The organism is Methylolobus aquaticus, assembly GCF_054172105.1.
In genome coordinates, this window is the sequence record NZ_JBSYXP010000013.1 from 1 (window position 1) to 16,800 (window position 16,800).

The 16,800-nt window shown below is 64.5% G+C and carries 18 protein-coding genes and 1 pseudogene; 10 read left to right on the forward strand and 9 right to left on the reverse strand.

Annotation, left to right across the window (positions count from 1 at the left end; genetic code table 11):
• Nucleotides 1–86 precede the first annotated feature (86 nt).
• Nucleotides 87–875 (forward strand): integron integrase, encoded by a 789-nt coding sequence (locus ACW73L_RS16375; protein ID WP_498923736.1) that lies wholly within the window; start codon nt 87–89, stop codon nt 873–875.
• Between the two features lie 45 nt (nt 876–920).
• Here the strand turns inward: ACW73L_RS16375 and ACW73L_RS16380 are convergent, their stop codons facing one another.
• The 8 genes and pseudogenes from ACW73L_RS16380 to glgC form a co-directional block, all read right to left on the reverse strand.
• Nucleotides 921–1,514, reverse strand: coding sequence for a Uma2 family endonuclease (locus ACW73L_RS16380; protein WP_498923553.1), 594 nt, complete (start codon nt 1,512–1,514; stop codon nt 921–923).
• 209 nt (nt 1,515–1,723) lie between these two features.
• The gene (locus ACW73L_RS16385) at nt 1,724–1,891 is read right to left on the reverse strand and encodes a hypothetical protein (protein ID WP_498923555.1); all 168 of its coding nucleotides are present in this window, start codon (nt 1,889–1,891) and stop codon (nt 1,724–1,726) included.
• Nucleotides 1,892–2,196: 305 nt separating this feature from the next.
• Nucleotides 2,197–2,520: a DUF2442 domain-containing protein gene (locus ACW73L_RS16390; RefSeq protein ID WP_498923557.1), complete on the reverse strand. Its 324-nt coding sequence runs from the start codon at nt 2,518–2,520 to the stop codon at nt 2,197–2,199.
• Entirely contained in the window at nt 2,475–2,735 is a 261-nt protein-coding gene (locus ACW73L_RS16395; RefSeq protein WP_498923558.1) for a DUF4160 domain-containing protein, read from the reverse strand. The genes ACW73L_RS16390 and ACW73L_RS16395 overlap by 46 nt, the downstream gene beginning before the upstream one ends.
• Before the next feature lie 230 nt (nt 2,736–2,965).
• Entirely contained in the window at nt 2,966–3,895 is a 930-nt protein-coding gene (locus ACW73L_RS16400; RefSeq protein ID WP_498923560.1) for a LysR family transcriptional regulator, read from the reverse strand.
• A 67-nt stretch (nt 3,896–3,962) separates the two neighbouring features.
• Nucleotides 3,963–5,003, reverse strand: coding sequence for a DUF3298 and DUF4163 domain-containing protein (locus tag ACW73L_RS16405; RefSeq protein ID WP_498923562.1), 1,041 nt, complete (start codon nt 5,001–5,003; stop codon nt 3,963–3,965).
• Between the two features lie 108 nt (nt 5,004–5,111).
• Nucleotides 5,112–5,792, reverse strand: a complete 681-nt coding sequence (locus ACW73L_RS16410; protein WP_129882782.1) for an inorganic pyrophosphatase — start codon at nt 5,790–5,792, stop codon at nt 5,112–5,114.
• Nucleotides 5,793–5,865: 73 nt separating this feature from the next.
• Nucleotides 5,866–7,092 (reverse strand): annotated as a pseudogene (gene glgC, locus ACW73L_RS16415) (glucose-1-phosphate adenylyltransferase); the annotation flags it as partial.
• A gap of 169 nt (nt 7,093–7,261) precedes the next feature.
• Here glgC and ACW73L_RS16420 point away from each other — a divergent pair.
• From ACW73L_RS16420 to ACW73L_RS16455, 8 genes are all read left to right on the forward strand, one after another.
• Nucleotides 7,262–8,068 (forward strand): cyclase family protein, encoded by an 807-nt coding sequence (locus ACW73L_RS16420; RefSeq protein WP_498923564.1) that lies wholly within the window; start codon nt 7,262–7,264, stop codon nt 8,066–8,068.
• Between the two features lie 225 nt (nt 8,069–8,293).
• On the forward strand, nt 8,294–9,082 hold the full coding sequence (locus tag ACW73L_RS16425; protein ID WP_498923565.1) for a VOC family protein: 789 nt from the start codon (nt 8,294–8,296) through the stop codon (nt 9,080–9,082).
• Nucleotides 9,083–9,159: 77 nt separating this feature from the next.
• Nucleotides 9,160–10,398, forward strand: coding sequence for a metal-dependent hydrolase family protein (locus ACW73L_RS16430; RefSeq protein WP_498923566.1), 1,239 nt, complete (start codon nt 9,160–9,162; stop codon nt 10,396–10,398).
• An 81-nt stretch (nt 10,399–10,479) separates the two neighbouring features.
• Nucleotides 10,480–11,070: a paraquat-inducible protein A gene (locus ACW73L_RS16435; protein WP_498923567.1), complete on the forward strand. Its 591-nt coding sequence runs from the start codon at nt 10,480–10,482 to the stop codon at nt 11,068–11,070.
• On the forward strand, nt 11,067–11,705 hold the full coding sequence (locus tag ACW73L_RS16440) for a paraquat-inducible protein A (RefSeq protein ID WP_498923569.1): 639 nt from the start codon (nt 11,067–11,069) through the stop codon (nt 11,703–11,705). Before ACW73L_RS16435 ends, ACW73L_RS16440 begins: the two co-directional genes overlap by 4 nt.
• Nucleotides 11,698–13,428 carry a PqiB family protein gene (locus ACW73L_RS16445; protein WP_498923570.1) on the forward strand — a complete coding sequence of 577 codons (1,731 nt, stop codon included), beginning with the start codon at nt 11,698–11,700 and terminating at the stop codon, nt 13,426–13,428. Before ACW73L_RS16440 ends, ACW73L_RS16445 begins: the two co-directional genes overlap by 8 nt.
• A 14-nt stretch (nt 13,429–13,442) precedes the next feature.
• Nucleotides 13,443–14,063: a PqiC family protein gene (locus tag ACW73L_RS16450; RefSeq protein WP_498923571.1), complete on the forward strand. Its 621-nt coding sequence runs from the start codon at nt 13,443–13,445 to the stop codon at nt 14,061–14,063.
• Nucleotides 14,060–14,797, forward strand: a complete 738-nt coding sequence (locus tag ACW73L_RS16455; protein WP_498923572.1) for an ion channel — start codon at nt 14,060–14,062, stop codon at nt 14,795–14,797. Before ACW73L_RS16450 ends, ACW73L_RS16455 begins: the two co-directional genes overlap by 4 nt.
• 42 nt (nt 14,798–14,839) lie before the next feature.
• Here the strand turns inward: ACW73L_RS16455 and ACW73L_RS16460 are convergent, their stop codons facing one another.
• Complete coding sequence (locus tag ACW73L_RS16460) at nt 14,840–16,042, reverse strand: PepSY-associated TM helix domain-containing protein (protein WP_498923573.1); 1,203 nt, start codon at nt 16,040–16,042, stop codon at nt 14,840–14,842.
• Between the two features lie 427 nt (nt 16,043–16,469).
• Between ACW73L_RS16460 and ACW73L_RS16465 the strand changes: the two genes are divergently transcribed.
• The gene (locus ACW73L_RS16465; protein WP_498923575.1) at nt 16,470–16,733 is read left to right on the forward strand and encodes a hypothetical protein; all 264 of its coding nucleotides are present in this window, start codon (nt 16,470–16,472) and stop codon (nt 16,731–16,733) included.
• Nucleotides 16,734–16,800: the final 67 nt, after the last annotated feature.

Genomic DNA, 16,800 nt, shown 5'->3' on the forward strand with positions numbered 1-16,800 from the left:
CAACCGAATTGTCAGCAGGGTACGCCACCCGCTCAAGCCATCACCCCACGCTCGTACACCAGTTCCGACTTTAGCTCCTGAACGGGCTGGTATTCCTTTACCGGGAAGCGCTGGGACGTTCGGATCTCGACATCGGCGAGTTCACACGCGCGAAGCGGCCCCAACACGTACCGACGGTATTGACGCAGGCCGAGGTGGCGTTGTTGCTGCGACAACTCTCGGGCACGCACCATCTGATGGCGTCCTTGATGTACGGCACCGGGATGCGGCTGATGGAATGCTCCCGGTTGCGGGTGCAGGACCTCGATTTCGGGTATGGGCAAATCACCGTACGCAACGCCAAGGGCGGCAAGGATCGCGTCGTTCCGTTACCGCAGAAGGCGGCTTCGCCGCTCACCAGCCACCTGGACCGGGTGAAGGCGCTGCATGAGGCCGATCTGGCGGAGGGCTTCGGCGAGGTCTATCTGCCGGACGCGTTGGCGCGGAAGTATCCGCAGGCCGCCAAGGACTGGCGGTGGCAATACGTCTTTCCCAGCGGGCGACTTTCAGCCGACCCGCGCTCGGGCGCGGTGCGGCGTCATCATCTGCACGAGAACGGCCTGCAGAAAGCGGTAAAGGCGGCCGCCGAACGGGCCGGCATTTCCAAGAGGGTCGGCACCCACACGCTGCGGCACTCGTTCGCAACGCATTTGCTGCAGTCCGGCTATGACATACGGACGGTGCGGGAGCTGTTGGGCCACAAGGACGGCAGCACTTCGATGACCCTTCGACTTCGCTCAGGACAGGCCCTTCGGCGTCGCTCAGGACAGGTCTACACCCACGTGCTGAACAAGGGCGGCAAAGGCGTGCAGAGTTCGCTGGACCAGATCGCGTAGCGTTCCTTCGGAACCGCAGTGCCGCGCGAAGCCGTAACAGCGGAGTCAGCCCCCGATTGCCCCTTTCGCGGTCAAGAAATCCCAGCAAATTTCCAGTCCGGGCATGCTGTCCACGACCGTTGCGCCGCGCATCTCCTCGATCAGGGCGGGACCGAAGCCTCCATTTTCGAGGCGATACCGGGTCAGTATGTGATCGGTGGGATGAACCAGCCAATACTCGCGCACGCCGTGCCGTTGGTAGAGATCGCGCTTCAGAACCTGGTCTTTGGCGGCGGTCGCCGGAGACAGCACTTCGATGATCCAGTCCGGCGCTCCCCGACAACCCGCCTCGTCCAGCTTCGATGGATCGCAGATCACGGCGATGTCCGGCTGCACCACGGTATTGATCCGATCGTCCGTTTCATCGCCTACCGGCAGGCGCACGTCGAACGGCGCCACATAGACTTCGCAGGGCTTGGCGTCCAGATAGTTGGCGATCTGCCGGAAAACCTCACCCACCAGTGTTTGATGCGTTCGCGTCGGGGCGGGGCTCATGTCGTAAGCCTCACCGTCGATCAATTCCCACCGCCTATCTTCCGGCCAGAGCCGGTAGTCGCCGTAAGTGAATCCGCATGCCGGTCGTTGTCTCAGAGTTTCCATGCCGCGAACTCGAAAGAAGTCGTTGGCCCGATGTTAGTTCAGCAGCTTGGGCATGTACAGTTGCGCCACATCGCCCCGCATGACAGCGGCCAAGCCTGTCGTCATGCCACATGCAGGTCCCTTTACTTCAAGAGAAGGGGGGCGAAAAGAGGGCATTCCAAGCCTCGGCAGATTCAATTAACCTACTGCTTTTGCTGGGTTACGCTACGCTAACCCAGCCTACGGCTCTTGATGGTGAGGTAGCGGCTGTAGGTATGCCGGAGGAAGACGAGCCCCATGACCGGCAGGAAGTAGTCGTTGCTCGCGTGGTTGGAGTTGGCCCGCAGGGTGTCGGCCGCTCGCCAGAGCCGCTTCTCTATCGCTTCGATGTGTTCCACCGACCGCATTCCTTCTGCGTGTTGGAGCGCCCTCGCGGCCTACCGCGAAAGACGCATGTCCCCTGCATCCTGCCCCCCTGCAGAAAGCCCGTAAGCTACCGGAATTTTTAGGCTTTTCTCGTCAACTGAAGCTCACCGACCGGCGCCGCGGCACGGAATGATTCCGTGCGCACGGCTTCCCCGCAACCCTCCCGGTGATCAGCCGGGGATTCTGCCCCTTGCGAAGCGAAGAATCGAGAGATAAGCGTGCGCTATGCGCACGAACTGCTGTCACCGACGTTGCAGACTCAAAGCCCTGGCACCCTTCAGTTCGGTGCCCAGCACCCGTCCCGCCGGATGGCGTCATACATGGCGTCAGGCGATAAGTCGGCCCCATTGGGCCAAGTGACAGCGCCAAGATCGACCCGTACCTGCCGAAAGAACGCTTCATTCCGTAACGGTTCAAAAATCGTACCGTCGATGCGCCTGGAATGCAGCCAGTCGCGCAAATCGATGATTCCGCTCAGGCCGTCCATGAACGACACCGACAAGCGAAAGTCTGCCCCGGCATCTGCCTTTGCGACGCGCCACGGCGCCACGGGCCTTATGTCAAGGGTGGAATCGGCTTCGGCTGCTTGAGATGCATGCACAGTTCCCAGTCCTCGAGTAATTCGCGTTGATGCAGTTCCGCCCAATCCAACACCAGGTTGAGCGCCCGTCGCGGCAGAGTGCCCCGCATGACTTCCAGCTTCTGGATATCGATGAGTGCCTCGTATTCACCGTAGAGGGCATGGAAATGGGGCGGAGCATGCTCATTCCAGAACATCTGAATTGCGATGCCGTAGAAAATGCAGATGGTTGGCATAACCTTCAGATAGATTGTCATCCGGCTGTTGGCGGGGAGCGGCTTGTTGCGAAGCGCAGAAGGCGCTGCCTCCCGTCATGCAGTTAACGTCTCTAACCTACCACAAACGACCCGTCGGATTGAGCGTCAGCCCCCACTACCGGAATTCCTAGGCTTTCCTCGTCAACCGAAGCTTACCGACGGGCGCGGCGGCGCCGAATAATTTCGTGCGCATGGCGCACGAACCGCACTTATGGCGTCGCCCAAACCTCCTCGGGAGGCGCCGGTTCGAAGCGGCTTTGCAGGTCCAGGCCCTCGGCAATGGCCCAGATCGCGGCCGGCAGCGGCGCCGGCGGCTCCTGCTGGGTCGTGATCAGGCCGATGCGCCGTGTGAACTCCGGCACCAGCGGCACCATGGCCAGCCCCTTCGGCGGCTCGGCCAGGCCCAGCAGGCTGTGCGGCACGATGCTGTGCAAGCCCGCATGGCGCACCTGAGCCAGCAGCGCCGTCATCGAGTCGGTTTCGACGACGACGTAGGGCTGCACCGCCGCCCGCCGGAAGGCGCTGTTGACGATCTGCCGGTTCTGCATGTTCGGGGTCAGCAGGCACAGCGGCAAGCCCGCGATGTCCTTCCAGTTGACCTCGGCACAGTAGGCCTTGCGGGCATCCTCGGGCGCCAGCAGCATGTAGCGCTCGTGATACAGCGGCAGGACGCGAAAGCCTTCGGTATCGATGTCGTCCAGGTACATCAGGCCGACGTCGAGCTCGTATTCCTCCAGCCGGCGCAGGATCTCCAGACTCGACAGCGACTGGATGCTGTGCGTGAGGTCCGGATGGGCCTCGCGGCAGGCACGGGTCAGCAGGGACATCACGGCCGCGGCGGTCGGCACGGTGCCTGCCCGCAGCAAGCCGGTCAGGTGGTGCAAGGCCGCCGAGGCCTCCTGACGCAGCCCGGACAGGGCGGCCAGGCTGTGTCGCGCCCAGGCCAGCAGGCGCTCGCCTTCCGGCGTGAAGCCCAGGAAGCGGCGGCCACGCTTGACGATGGTGACGCCGAGTTCTTCCTCCAGATGACGGATCGCCGTGGACAGGGCCGGCTGGGAAACATGGCAGGCCGCCGCCGCGCGCGCGAAGTGCTTTTCCCGCGCCAGCGTGACCAGGTATTCGAGTTGTCGGAAGAACATCAGTGGGTATCGGTTCGGATCAATTCGGGGCTATCAGCCGGCGCCGCGACGACCGGACCCTGTGGACTCAGCGACTCGCGGCGCGCTCGGCCAGTGGACCGTCGCGGCGAAACAACGGGGCGAGCTGCCGGTTCGGAAGCACGACCCGGAAGCCGCCGTCGGAGTACGGCCCCACCGCATAGGGTGCAAACTCGAAAGCCAGCCCGGCCGGCACGACGACGAACGGGAATTGCCCTTGCGTCAGTTCCTTGCGGAAATCCTTGATGCTGCCGTCCCGGACGAACGAGGCCCGCTGACGCCTCAGATCGTCGATCAGACCCTTCGACACCTGATCGACCGCGCCGGGCGTTTGTTGCAGGATATCCCAAAGCGCGATCGGCCGGGCAGCGCCATCCGGAGCAATAGCGTAGTTCTGCGTCGAAAACTCGGTATTGGGATGCGCGCCGCCGGCGTATTCGTATTCATTGCACAGCAGGCTGACGAGTTCCGGACGCGCGAACTCGATGTCGCAAGACCGGCCGCGGCTGATCCGCGCCAGATCCTCGGCGGTGGCCGGCGGTGTCCGCACCGCCTGCACTTCCTTGCGGATACCAAGCACCCACTCGGTATCGGCGCGCAGATGCTGGCGAGCCTCCCCGGCCAGGCGCGCGTTCAACTTGCCGAAATGAGGATCGTCGAACTGCGGGTAGCGCACCGAGACATCGACGTCGGGACTACGGATTTCCGGCAGCGTGGCGACGCGTTCCAGCACGAACGGCAGGTTCTTCTTCCCATCCGGCGTCCGCCAGTTGCCCCGGGCCTGCTTGCCGTCTGCGGACAGGCTCCCGCTAAACGTCCCGGTGTGTTTGGCGTCGCCGTCGCGCGCGTACAGCGTTTCCTTCCATTCGAAGCCGCCTTGCGGCTTGGAGGTGATCTGCAACGACAAGTCGTGCGAGCCGCTGGCGTCGTAGCGAACGGCGCCCGAATCTTCAGCGGCAGTGCCCGCGGTGACCGTGAGGCCGATGCCTTCGCCTATCGTGCCCCGATAGAAGGCGGTCTCGGCGTGGCTCGTCGAGCCGATCGCCAAGGCGAGCGTCAGCAACAAAATTTCAAAAGAACGATTCGGCATCGGTGTCGGCTCGGGAAGGTGTGTCGTTGGCAGGAAGATCGGGATTCGGAATTCGGTCATGATCGCGCCGGACGCCCGCTCCCCTCCCCCTGAGGAAAACGGCAGGTCTCAGCCGCGCAGCGCGGCGGTCAGCAGGCCTTCGATGTCGGAGAACCGGGCCAGGTAATCCTGATGGCTCGCCTCGATGACGGCGAGGGCCTCTTTGCGACCATAGACCTCGGTGATCTCGACCTTGGCCGGCTGCTCATGCGGCACATTCTTGTAGGTCAGGAAGTAATGCCGCAGCCGCTCGATCAAGGCCGCCGGACAGTCCTCGACATCCCGCCAGGCGCCGTACGAGGCGTCACCTTCCATCACCGCGAGAATCTTGTCGTCTGCTTCGTCGCCGTCGATCATGCTGAGCCCGCCGATCGGAATCGCGCGCAGCAGGATATCGCCGTGCGGGATCACCTTCTCGGTCAGCACGCAAATGTCGAGGGGGTCGCCATCGCCGACGAACCCGGTCCTGCCGGTGCGCAGGCGCAGGCGCTCGGCGACGTGCTCACCGCAGTAGGTCTGGGGCACCAGCCCGTAATGCGAGGGGCAAACGTTGGAGAACTGCTGCGGGCGGTCGATCTTCAGCAGACCGCTGGCCTTGTCGAGTTCGTACTTCACGGTGTCGCTGGGCACGATCTCGATATAAGCCGTCACCACGCGGGGTGCGTCCTCGCCGATCGGCACGCCGTGCCAGGGATGGGCACGGAACAGCAGGCCCATCAGTTGCCACAGGGGTTCGCGCTTCTTCGTCATGGCGTCCTCATCCACTCAGTGATCCGCTTCGCCCCAAAGACTAGCGGGTCGGTCGACCATCCGCACCGCTTGCTCAATCGAACCGGTAGTCCCTGGGCACCACGACGATGCCCGATTCCGAGACGGTGAAGCGTGCCGCATCGGCCGCCGGATCGTGACCGATGCGCTCACCCGGCGGAATCCGCACGTATTTGTCCACGATGCAGCGGCGCAGTCGCGCGCCGGCGCCAACCTGCACGCCGTCGAACAGGATCGAATCCTCGATCACGGCATCCTCGTCGACCTGAATGCGCGAAAACAGGATCGACCGCACCACGGAACCGCCACAGATCACGGTGCCGCTGCTCAGCATCGAGTTCACCAATCGCCCCTCGCGACCCGACGCGCCCTGACTGATGCGGGCCGGCGGATGCTGGCCGTGGTAAGTCCGGATCGGCCAGTCCGGCTGGTACAGGTTCATGGGCGGGAGCGGCGCGAGCAGGTCCATGTTGGCGGCATAGTACGACTCGATGGTTCCGACGTCGCGCCAGTAACGGTCGGGGATCACGCGGCCCAATGCGCCACCGAATCGGTAGGCGCAGACCCGATGCGTCCGGATCAGGTCCGGAATCAGATCGCTGCCGAAGTCATGGCGCGCATCAGACGGGCCATCGTCGGCGCGCAATTCGCGGCACAGCACCTCGGTCGAGAACACATAGATCCCCATGGACGCAAGCGCCTGCGACGGATCATCCGGCAACGGCGCGGGGTGTTGGGGCTTTTCGTCGAACGAACACACCCGGTGCCGGTCGTCGACGGACATGATCCCGAACGCGCTGGCTTCTGCGAGCGGAACCTGCATGCACGCGATCGTCAGGTCGGCGCCCAGCTCCCGATGAAAACGCACCATCGCGGCATAATCCATCCGGTAAATGTGATCGCCGGCCAGTATCAGGACGCAGGCCGCGTTGGAACGCTCCAGCAGATAGAGGTTTTGGCGTATCGCATCCGCCGTACCGGAATACCAGGACTGCCCGGTGCGCATCTGCGGCGGCACCAGCGTGATGAACTCGCCGATCTCGGCATTGAAGATGCTCCAGCCGTCACGCAGGTGCTTCTGCAGCGAATGCGACTTGTACTGGGTCAGGACCAGCAACTTGCGCAGCCCGGAGTGCAGGCAGTTAGACAGGGTGAAGTCGATGATGCGGTATTTGCCGCCGAAAGGCACCGCCGGCTTCGCGCGTTCCGCGGTCAGGGGGTGCAAGCGCCGCCCCATGCCGCCGGCCAGGATAATTGCAAGGGTCTGTTCCGGCATCGATCTGTTCTTCTTATCAGTCGGGCGCTGGTGTCACCCGTCGGGCCGAAGCGGGTGATATGGGAACTTACCCCGCCATCTTGCCGAAGTCCGCGGCGCTTGTGAACCGGACGGCCGCACCATGTCGCAGGCCCGGGCAATGCATTACCATGCGCGAAAATCAGGAGGAGCCGCCATGCGCATTACCCATCTCGCCCGACCCTTATGGCTGGCATTGGTACTGGGAGGGTGTGCCTCGCAACCACAACCGCCCTGGCCGGCCGGGTCAGGCGGGCACTGGATCGACCTGACACACGCCTTCGGCAAGGACACGATTTACTGGCCCACGGCCGAGGGCTTCCAGCTCGAAACGGTGTTCGACGGCACGACCGAGAAGGGCTACCACTACAGCGCCAACCAGTTCTGTGCCGCCGAGCACGGCGGGACGCACGTCGACGCGCCGATTCATTTCGCGGACGGGGCCCCGACCATCGACCGCGTTTCACTCGACCATTTCATCGGCCCAGCCGTCGTTGTCGACGTGACGGCCAAAGCCGCCGGCAGTCGCGACTACCAGGTGGGAATCGACGACTTCACCGCTTTCGAAAGGCAACACGGTGCGATCCCGCCGGATACGATCGTGCTGTTGCGCACCGGTTTCGGACGGTACTGGCCCAACGCCACGCAATACCTCGGCACTGCCGAAAAGGGCCCGGCGGCGGTCGCCAAGCTTCACTTCCCCGGCCTCGCTCCCGACGGCGCGCGCTGGCTCAGCGAGCAGCGCCATATAAAGGCCGTGGGCCTCGACACCGCGAGTATCGACTACGGACAGTCGACCTTGTTCGAAAGCCATCAGGTTCTCGCCCGGGCCGGCATCCCCATCTTCGAAAACGTCGCCGGACTGGACGGTATGCCGGCCACCGGAGCCTGGGTCGTCGGGCTGCCGATGAAGATCGCCGGCGGCAGCGGCGCGCCTTTGCGCTTGATCGCGCGGGTACCCTGACGGCGATCGCAATTCGGTGCGGCACGGATTTTCCTTCCCAGGAGTCGGCTCCCGGGCCGCCCGATCAGCGATGACGGCACCCCCGGACTGCGAGGGTCTCCTGTTCGCGAACGACGCTTTTCGATGCGGCGTGGGCGGATGTCGCGGCGGGCCTGATAGAATCAGGTGAAGCGGCAAACACCCAAGCGCTGCGCCAAGCCAACGAACCGCGTTCCGGAGATCCCGATGACTGTCATGACATCCTACCCGCCAGGCACCTTCTGCTGGGTCGACCTGGCCACTTCGGATCTCATCGACGCCCGGGCGTTCTATGCCGAGTTGTTCGGCTGGGAATTCGACGAGCGCCCGGTGATGCCCGGCATGACTTATACGGTATGCCGGCACGGAGATTTCGATCTCTGCGCACTGCACGAGTTGGGACCGGACGCACTGGGCAAGCACATACCGCCGCATTGGGCCTCGCACATCTCGGTGTCCGATGCGGATGGGACGGCCACGCTAGCGGTCGAGCTCGGCGCGACCTTGCTGAGTCCCCCTCACGACGTGGGGGATGCCGGACGTCTGGCGGTGATCCGTGATCCGACGGGCGGCATCGTCGGCCTGTGGCAACCCGGCAAACACGTCGGGGCCACGCTCGTCAACGAGCCCGGCGCGCCGTGCTGGCACGAATTGCAGACCCACGACGCCGCAGGCGCCGAAGCCTTCTACACGCGCCTGTTCGGCTGGCAGGCAAGCCACAGCGACGCAGGTGACGTTCCCTACACCGAGTTCGTGAACGGCGACCACGCCGCCGGCGGGATGTTGCAGTTGCAGCCCGAATGGGGACTGATCCCGCCGCACTGGCTGGCCTATTTCGCTGTGGCCGATTGCGACGAGACCGCCGGCCTGGCCGCGGAACTCGGCGGGTCCGTCTGCGTCGAGCCGCGCGACATTCCCGGTGTCGGACGCTTCTGTGTGCTGCAGGACCGCCAGGGCGCGGCCTTCGCCGTAATCAGCCTGCTGCATCCGGATTGACGCATGCGAGTCGGGGGGACGCAGCAGCCCTACAGGCGGCCCGGATTCGCGACCCGGCGCCATCGGGATGTGCGCCGATGTACCTGATCCTGCGCAACGCCGCGGTACTGGATGCCACCTTTCCCGAGCGGCGTGAAGGCTGCGACGTGGTGGTGGAAGGCGACCGCATCCGCGAGGTCGCGCCGGGCCCGATCAAGGCCGCTGGCGCAACCGTCCTCGACCTCGGCGGCAGGACGCTGATGCCGGGCCTGATCGATTGCCATGTCCACGTCACGGCAACCCTGCTCGATCTCGGGGCCAATGCGCGCCTGTCGCACACGCTGCTCGCCTATCAGGCCATGCCGATTCTGTCAGGCATGCTGGAACGCGGCTTCACGACCGTCCGCGACGTCGGCGGCGCCGACCATGGACTGGCCATTGCGATCGAAACCGGACTGATCCCCGGACCGCGGCTGTTCATCGCCGGGCGGGCCTTGTCGCAAACCGGCGGACATGCCGATTTCCGCGGACGCTGGGATGAACGGGAGGCGGAAGGCTGCGCCTGCTGCCGCCGCCTCGGCGTGCTGGGACGGGTCGTCGACGGGGTCGACGACTGCCGCCGCGCCGTTCGTCAGGAGATCAAGGCCGGTGCGCGCCAGATCAAGATCATGGCTTCCGGCGGCATCGCCTCGCCGACCGACCCGATCCATTTTCTTGGCTTCTCGATGCCGGAATTGCGCGCCATCGTCGAGGAGGCTGCGGCCGCCGGCACCTACGTCTGCGCACATGCCTACACCGCAGCCTCCATCCGCCGCGCCGTCGAAGCCGGCATCCGCACCATCGAGCACGGCAATCTGGTCGACGCCGAGACGGCCGCACTGATGGCCGAGCACGGAAGCTTTGTGGTCCCGACGCTGGTCACCTACGACGCACTCGCCGAAGAGGGCGCGGCACTCGGCTTCCCGCCCGACAGCGTCGCGAAGATCGAAACCGTCCGCAGCGCCGGACTCGCCTCTCTGGAACGGTTCAAGGCGGCCGGCGTCACGATGGCCTATGGCTCCGACCTGCTGGGACCGCTGCATGTGCGGCAGAGCGACGAGTTCGCGCTGCGCTCGCGGGTCCTCTCGAACTTCGAGGTCATCTGCCAGGCAACGGCGAACGGGGCTGCAGTCCTGCAGATGGACGGCGAACTGGGCGTGATCCGCGCCGGAGCACTTGCCGACCTGCTGGTCGTCGACGGCAATCCCCTGCTCGACATCGATCTGCTGCGGCATCAGGGCCGGCATCTCTCCGCGATCATCCAGGGCGGACGCCTCGTCAAGAACCGGTTGAACTGAGGCGCCGTGCCAAACCCTGTTCCAGCCCCTTCCCACGCGCGGCACCGAACCCCCGCCACGACGCTGGCCGAGCTGTCCGTCGTGGCGTGTCTGGACTGCGACGCGATCTACCGGGCGCCGCGCCTCGCCCCGGGCGAACGGGCCAGCTGCGCACGCTGCGGGGCACTGCTGGCCGAGCGGAAGCGGCACGGACTCGAGTACCCGCTGGCCCTCGCCCTGACCAGCACGGTGTTGTTCGTGCTGGCCAACGTCTACCCGCTGCTCCGCCTCAACATAGCGGGGCGCGCACAGTCCGGCGAAATCCTGTCGAGCGTGCATCAATTGTACGAACAGGGCTACTGGGAAGTGGCCGCGCTGGTATTCGTCGTGACCATCGCGGCACCCTTGTTCAGAATCCTCTCGGTCCTGTACGTGCTCGGTCCTCTCCGGATGAGCCGCAGAGTGCCGGGTGCCGTCTTCGTCTTTCGCCTGGTCGAGATCACGCACCCCTGGGCCATGGCCGAGGTGTTCATGCTGGGCATTCTGGTGGCCATCGTGAAACTCGCCGATCTGGCCACCATACAAGCCGGTCCGGCACTGTTTGCGTTCGCCGCGATGATCGTGACGATGGCCGCTACCGATGCCTCCCTCGATGACCAGGCCGTATGGGAAAAGCTGGAACACCACTCGTGACACCGGGTCTTCCCACCGCCCGCAGCCAGGGCATGCTCGTGTGCCACAGCTGCCGCAAGGTCTCCCGGCCGGCTCCGGGTGCCCTCAGCCACGCGGAGCGCTGCCCGCGTTGCGGCGCGCCACTGCACGCTCGCAAACCCGACAGTCTGGCGCGCACCTGGGCGCTGACGCTGACGGCCGCCATTCTCTACATTCCCGCCAACCTGCTCCCGATCATGACGGTCGTGATGTCCGGCCGCGGCGAGCCCGACACGATCCTCAGCGGCGTGAAGGAACTCCTGATCGGCGGCATGTGGCCGCTCGCCCTGCTGGTGTTCTTTGCCAGCATCACGGTTCCGGTACTCAAGCTGTTGGTACTGATGTATCTGTTGATCTCCGTGCAGCGGCGCTCGAAGTGGCGCCCCCGCGAGCGCACCGTTCTGTATCGCCTGACCGAGGCCGTGGGCCGCTGGTCCATGATCGACATTTTCGTGATCGCCATCCTGGTCACGCTGGTCCAGCTCGGCGCGCTGGCCACAATCGAAGCCGGGCCGGGGGCGGTCGCCTTCGGCGGCGTGGTCGTGACGACGATGCTCGCGGCCATGAGCTTCGACCCCCGCCTGATCTGGGACTGCCAGGAAGACTCGAATGACTGATGAACCGCAACAAAGCCGGAAGCGCGAGGAGAACGATTTGTCGGACGAGAGCTTACCGGAAGCCCCGGTAGAAACCAGCAAGGGTCTTCCGCTGGTCTGGCTGATTCCACTCGTGGCCCTGGTGCTCGGCGGATGGCTGGCCTACCGGACGCTGAGCGAACAGGGACCGACGATCCGCATTGCCTTCAAGGAGGCGCCGGGGCTGGAAGCGGGAAAGAGCAAGATCAAGTACAAGGACATAGAGGTCGGGCTGATCGAGACAATCGTGCTCAGCGACGATCTGAGCCAGGTGATTGTCACCGCCAAGATGGAAAAACATATCGCCACGCATCTGGGCGAGGGTACCGCCTTTTGGGTCGTAAAGCCGCAGTTCGGGCTGAGCGGGGTGTCGGGACTCGACACCTTGATGGCCGGCAACTACATTGCCGTCGAGTTCGCCGAGGGCAAGCCGCGAGACCGCTTCACCGGCCTCGAACAGCCGCCGCGCATCAGCGCCGAAACGCCCGGCAAGAGCTTCACCTTGGACAGCGACACGGCCGGCGCGCTCAAGTACGGCACGCCGATCTACTTCCGCGACATCCAGGTCGGACAGGTCGTCGATGTCCGCCTGTCGGAAGACCACCAACGCGTGCAAGCCGAAATCTTCATCGATGCGCCCTACGATCAACTGGTCCGCGAACATACGCATTTCTGGCGACTCAATGCGATCGACCTGTCGCTGGGCGCGCAGGGCGTCAGCCTGAAGGTGGGGTCGCTGACGACCCTGCTCGGCGGCGGCATCACCTTCGAAACCGGGAGTCTGAACGATCCGGCCAGTGAACCCAGCGCGGCCGGCGCTCACTTCTGGCTGCACAAGGACTTTTCGAGCATCGCCGAAGGTTCCTATACGATGCGCCACCCTTACCTGCTGTATTTCGACGACTCGGTGCGCGGCCTGAGCGTGGGAGCACCCGTGGAAATACGCGGCATTCGGATCGGCACTGTCACGGACATCAAGTTCGATCTCGACCTCGACGCACACCGGGTCCGCATCCCGGTCATCGTCGAGTTCGATCCGGAGCGGCTCGTGCCCTACGGTGCGGAAGCCGAGGTCAAGAAGTTCATCGCCGACCATGCCGCCGATATCGCCCACGGCCGGCGTCCCGCGATGGAGGCGCTGATAGACCACGGCCTCCGGGCCCGGCTGAAGACCGGCAATCTGCTGACCGGGCAGCTCTACGTCGACGTGGACTTCTATCCCGATCAGGCGCCCGCCCAGTTGAAGTACGGCGGGAAGTATCCCGAGATTCCGACCTTGCCCTCGGTTGCCGCGGAGCTGGAGAAAAGCCTCACCGAGATCGTCGCGAATCTCAAGAAGCTGCCGCTGGACAAGATCGGGCAGGAATTGCTCGGAACCGTGCAAGGCACGAATCGCCTGACGAATGCCCCGGAATGGCGCGAAACCATCCGTTCCCTGGACGCGGCGCTCAAGGATTCGCGGCAGTTGATGAAAACGGCCGACGCGAAAATCGTAAGTCTGACCGGCAGTGTCGAGAAGAGCCTGGGCAGCGCGGTGAAAGTGCTTGAGCAGATCGAACCGAATGCCCCCATGGCCGTCGATATCGGCAACGCGCTGGAAGAACTGGCGGTGGCGGCCCGCTCGATCCGGACCTTGACGGATTATCTGGAACGGCATCCGGAGTCACTGGTGTACGGCAAGGGCGGACAGGGAGCAAAGAAATGAAGACACGGCATCGTTTGGCACTCGCGCTCGTCGGCGTGGCGCTCGTCACGGGCGGGTGCACCAGTCCCGAACCGCGCTTCTACGTCCTGGCGGGGCCGGTGCGATCGGGCAAGCCAGCGCAGGCTGCGCCCGCGGGGGCTGCTGCCATCGGGCTCGGGCCGGTGCAGTTCCCTGGCTATCTCGACCGGCCGCAGATCGTCACGCGCTCCGGGCAGAACGAACTCGATCTGGCAGAGTTCGAGCGCTGGGCCGAGCCGCTGAAGGACAACGCGTTACAGGTGATCGCGGATACCGTCTCCCAAAACCTGGGGGGTCGTAAGGTCGTGATTTTTCCCTGGAAGCGGGCCACGGCGATCGCCTATCAGATCGTTGCCGACATCAAGCGCTTCGACCGGACGCTCGGCGGCGAGACCGAATTCGTCGTGCGCTGGAGCCTGCTGACGGCGGACGGGCAGACAGAACTGCTCAGCCGCGATGTCAGCTATGCGGAGTGGCCGGTCGACGACGCCTATCCGACGACCGTCGCCGCCATGAACCGCACCCTGCTGAAATTCAGCCGCGACGTGGCGACGGCGATCCGCGAGCAGGACAGCCGCGAACGCCCCGCGGCACCACCCTCCGGAACGGGGCGATGAGCACCGTGCCGCCCGAACGAACGGAAAACACCGCACCGGATCCGGTGAGGCCGCGACGCCGCCTGCCGCCGATTCCCAGCGGGGAGGCCTATTACCCCTATCTGTTGCTGGCGCTGATCTTGTTGACGCTGGCCTATCCGATCATCACCGTATGGCCGGCCGGTCGCATGATCGAAAAGGCGATTATGGCCGCCGTGTTGATCACCGGCACGCTGGCGACCTACAAACGGCGGTCGCAAATCCTGTTGACCGCCGCGATGCTGGTCATCATGGTTTCATCCGGCATTGCGACGGAGATGCGCCACGATGCAGCCGGATGGCTGCTGATCACGTTTCTGTCATCGATCACCGGGTTCCTGTCGCTGGTGACCTGGCTGCTGGCACGCGACGTTTTTTCGAAGCGGAATCGCGTTACGGCAAACCTGTTGTACGGTGCCGTCAGCGTTTACATGTTGATTGGCACTGCGTTTGCCGCGGTCCACTTCCTGATCGAACAGGTCGCACCCGACTCCTATCATTGCGGCTCCCCGCAATGCGACGGCGTCCCGCGGATCGCCGCCTACGTATATTTCAGCTTCATCACACTGTCGACCGTCGGTTACGGCGAGATTCTGCCGAACAGTCATGTAGCCGGCACGCTGTCTTACGTCGAGGCGATCGTGGGTCAGATGTACGTGGCCATCCTCGTCGCGCGGCTCGTGGGCATGCAGATTGCGCATAGCCTCAACGATTGATCGCGGGCCGCCCTCGTGCCCCGACCAGTCTCCTTCGCGACGCTAGAGTCGCTGCGAGGCTCGCCTCAGGCGCCGGCGCCGGATCCCGGTGACATACAACACCAGGGGCACCCAGCCGGCAAGACTCCACAGCAGGCGTCCCGGCGTGCCCAGCGCCTGCCCGGTGTGTAGCGCGCGAATGAAGTTCAGAAAAGCGTCACCTGCCGGTCGTGGGGTGACGCGCTCCACGTGCAGGATATGGCCGCTGAACTGGTCGACGCAGACGATGGCCGCCGTGCCTGCTGCCGAAGCCTGGCCGGGCGTTCCGAACCAGATCTGGTGCGAGCCGGTGGAGGTGTCTGGCGTGATCAACCGCTGCACCGGGCTTTTGGGGAAGAGCCCGCGAGCGATGAGCAACGCCGCACCGAGGGAAACCGGGTTGCTGTTGGGTATCGCCTCGCTCTTGACGTCGAGTCGATCGTGGATGTCCCCCATCGCACTGGACGATTTGAAAGCCGACTCCAGCCATTCCGGGAAGACCAGGTGCAGCCCCGACAGGGCCACCATGAAGAGAATCAACGCGCCGTAGACACCGGCCGCGCGATGGATCTCGAACAGCAGGCGGCTGGAATGGGCGGGCGGCAACGTGATCCTGAGGGATTGTCGCACGCGTCCACGGCCCGGCCACCACAGTGTCAGGCCGGTGGCGAGGGAGACCAGCAACAGCGCGGCCACACAGCCGACGACGGTGCGGCCGAAGCGCCCCATGAACAGTTCCTCATGCAGTTTCAGGATCCACGTCATCACCGTGTCTCCCCAGAACCGGCTGGCGACAACCTCGGCCGTGTACGGGTTGACCGAAACCATCAGAGGCGCATAGAACTCGTCATAGGTCTCGGCCGGCTTTTCGAACCAGGCGGTGACCACGCCGTCCGGCCGCTCCGGCATGACCAGGGTCCAACTGCCGAAGCGTCGCGGGTGAGCCGCCTGGACCGCCGCCAGCAGTTCGTCCGCCGAACGATACCGCGCGCCAGATTCGTTGACCGTCAGTCGCGGGTTCAGCCAGCGGTCGAGTTCGTTGTGGAAGACGTTCAGACTGCCGGTCAAGCCCATGACGACGAACAGGACGCCCACGCTCAATGCCAGCCCCCGATGCAGCGCCAGCCAGAACGGCCGCAAGCGGGAGAATGGCACACGCGCGAGGAGGTCACGCGCCCAGCGGGCGGCTTGCTGCGCCTGATGTACCCATTGTTCCCGGTTCGTCACCGAATACCTTGTCCGTCGCGATTGTTTGATCCGTTAACCGTGCGCACCCGCCTGTGGGCTAGGTCCCGCACGGCCGGGGATGATACCTTAGAGGCACGAGGCACTGGCGCCTTCGCCGAGGATCGTCGTCCGTAACGCTGGACCAGCCTGTCGGGAGCACGTTCGATCGCCATGACCTGCTTTGCCAACACCGGGCTGGAAATCGCTTTGCTGCGAGGCCTGCGCGATGCTCGCCCGGCGCCCGGGCGTCGGCACAGCGTAAATCGCGGCCATAGGGGAGCCCCTCACCGCCTGCCGGGAGCGGCTTTCGGCACATCGCGACGACTCGACGCCCGCCCAAGTCACATTATCCGTAGGAGACCCTGAAGTCCGGACGACCGTCCGCTGTGATATAACCGACCATAAGCCACTGATGGGGCAGGTACCTATGAAACTCGACGACTACATCAAGAGCAAGGCACTGGTCCGACTCGAAGACTTCGACCAGGAATTCTTCCACCTGCTGGACGTCAGGGACGGCAAAGCTCTGGCCATCGTCGTCAACCCCATCGAAGGGCGGACCCTCTACCGGGTCGATGCAGAAACCGAACAAGGCAAGCCGACCACCCGCTATTTCAGTCGGTTCAAGGACGCCTACCAGGCCTATTTCCAGGATCCTCCCCGTAAATGGACACCCGTGGTCGTCAAGTAGTACCGACCGGACAGCCCAGCCGACCCGGATCAGGGGATCAGCGCGATCGGACCAGCCCTACGAACAC

Bases quoted from the DNA above. Each gene is read 5' to 3' on its own strand.
- ACW73L_RS16425 (WP_498923565.1), top strand. From the start codon at position 8,294: ATGACTGTCATGACATCCTACCCGCCAGGCACCTTCTGCTGGGTCGAC.
- ACW73L_RS16445 (WP_498923570.1), top strand. From the start codon at position 11,698: ATGACTGATGAACCGCAACAAAGCCGGAAGCGCGAGGAGAACGATTTG.
- ACW73L_RS16405 (WP_498923562.1), bottom strand. From the start codon at position 5,003: ATGCCGAATCGTTCTTTTGAAATTTTGTTGCTGACGCTCGCCTTGGCG.
- ACW73L_RS16410 (WP_129882782.1), bottom strand. From the start codon at position 5,792: ATGACGAAGAAGCGCGAACCCCTGTGGCAACTGATGGGCCTGCTGTTC.
- ACW73L_RS16395 (WP_498923558.1), bottom strand. From the start codon at position 2,735: ATGCCAACCATCTGCATTTTCTACGGCATCGCAATTCAGATGTTCTGG.
- ACW73L_RS16465 (WP_498923575.1), top strand. From the start codon at position 16,470: ATGAAACTCGACGACTACATCAAGAGCAAGGCACTGGTCCGACTCGAA.
- ACW73L_RS16430 (WP_498923566.1), top strand. From the start codon at position 9,160: ATGTACCTGATCCTGCGCAACGCCGCGGTACTGGATGCCACCTTTCCC.
- ACW73L_RS16455 (WP_498923572.1), top strand. From the start codon at position 14,060: ATGAGCACCGTGCCGCCCGAACGAACGGAAAACACCGCACCGGATCCG.
- ACW73L_RS16380 (WP_498923553.1), bottom strand. From the start codon at position 1,514: ATGGAAACTCTGAGACAACGACCGGCATGCGGATTCACTTACGGCGAC.
- ACW73L_RS16400 (WP_498923560.1), bottom strand. From the start codon at position 3,895: ATGTTCTTCCGACAACTCGAATACCTGGTCACGCTGGCGCGGGAAAAG.
- ACW73L_RS16420 (WP_498923564.1), top strand. From the start codon at position 7,262: ATGCGCATTACCCATCTCGCCCGACCCTTATGGCTGGCATTGGTACTG.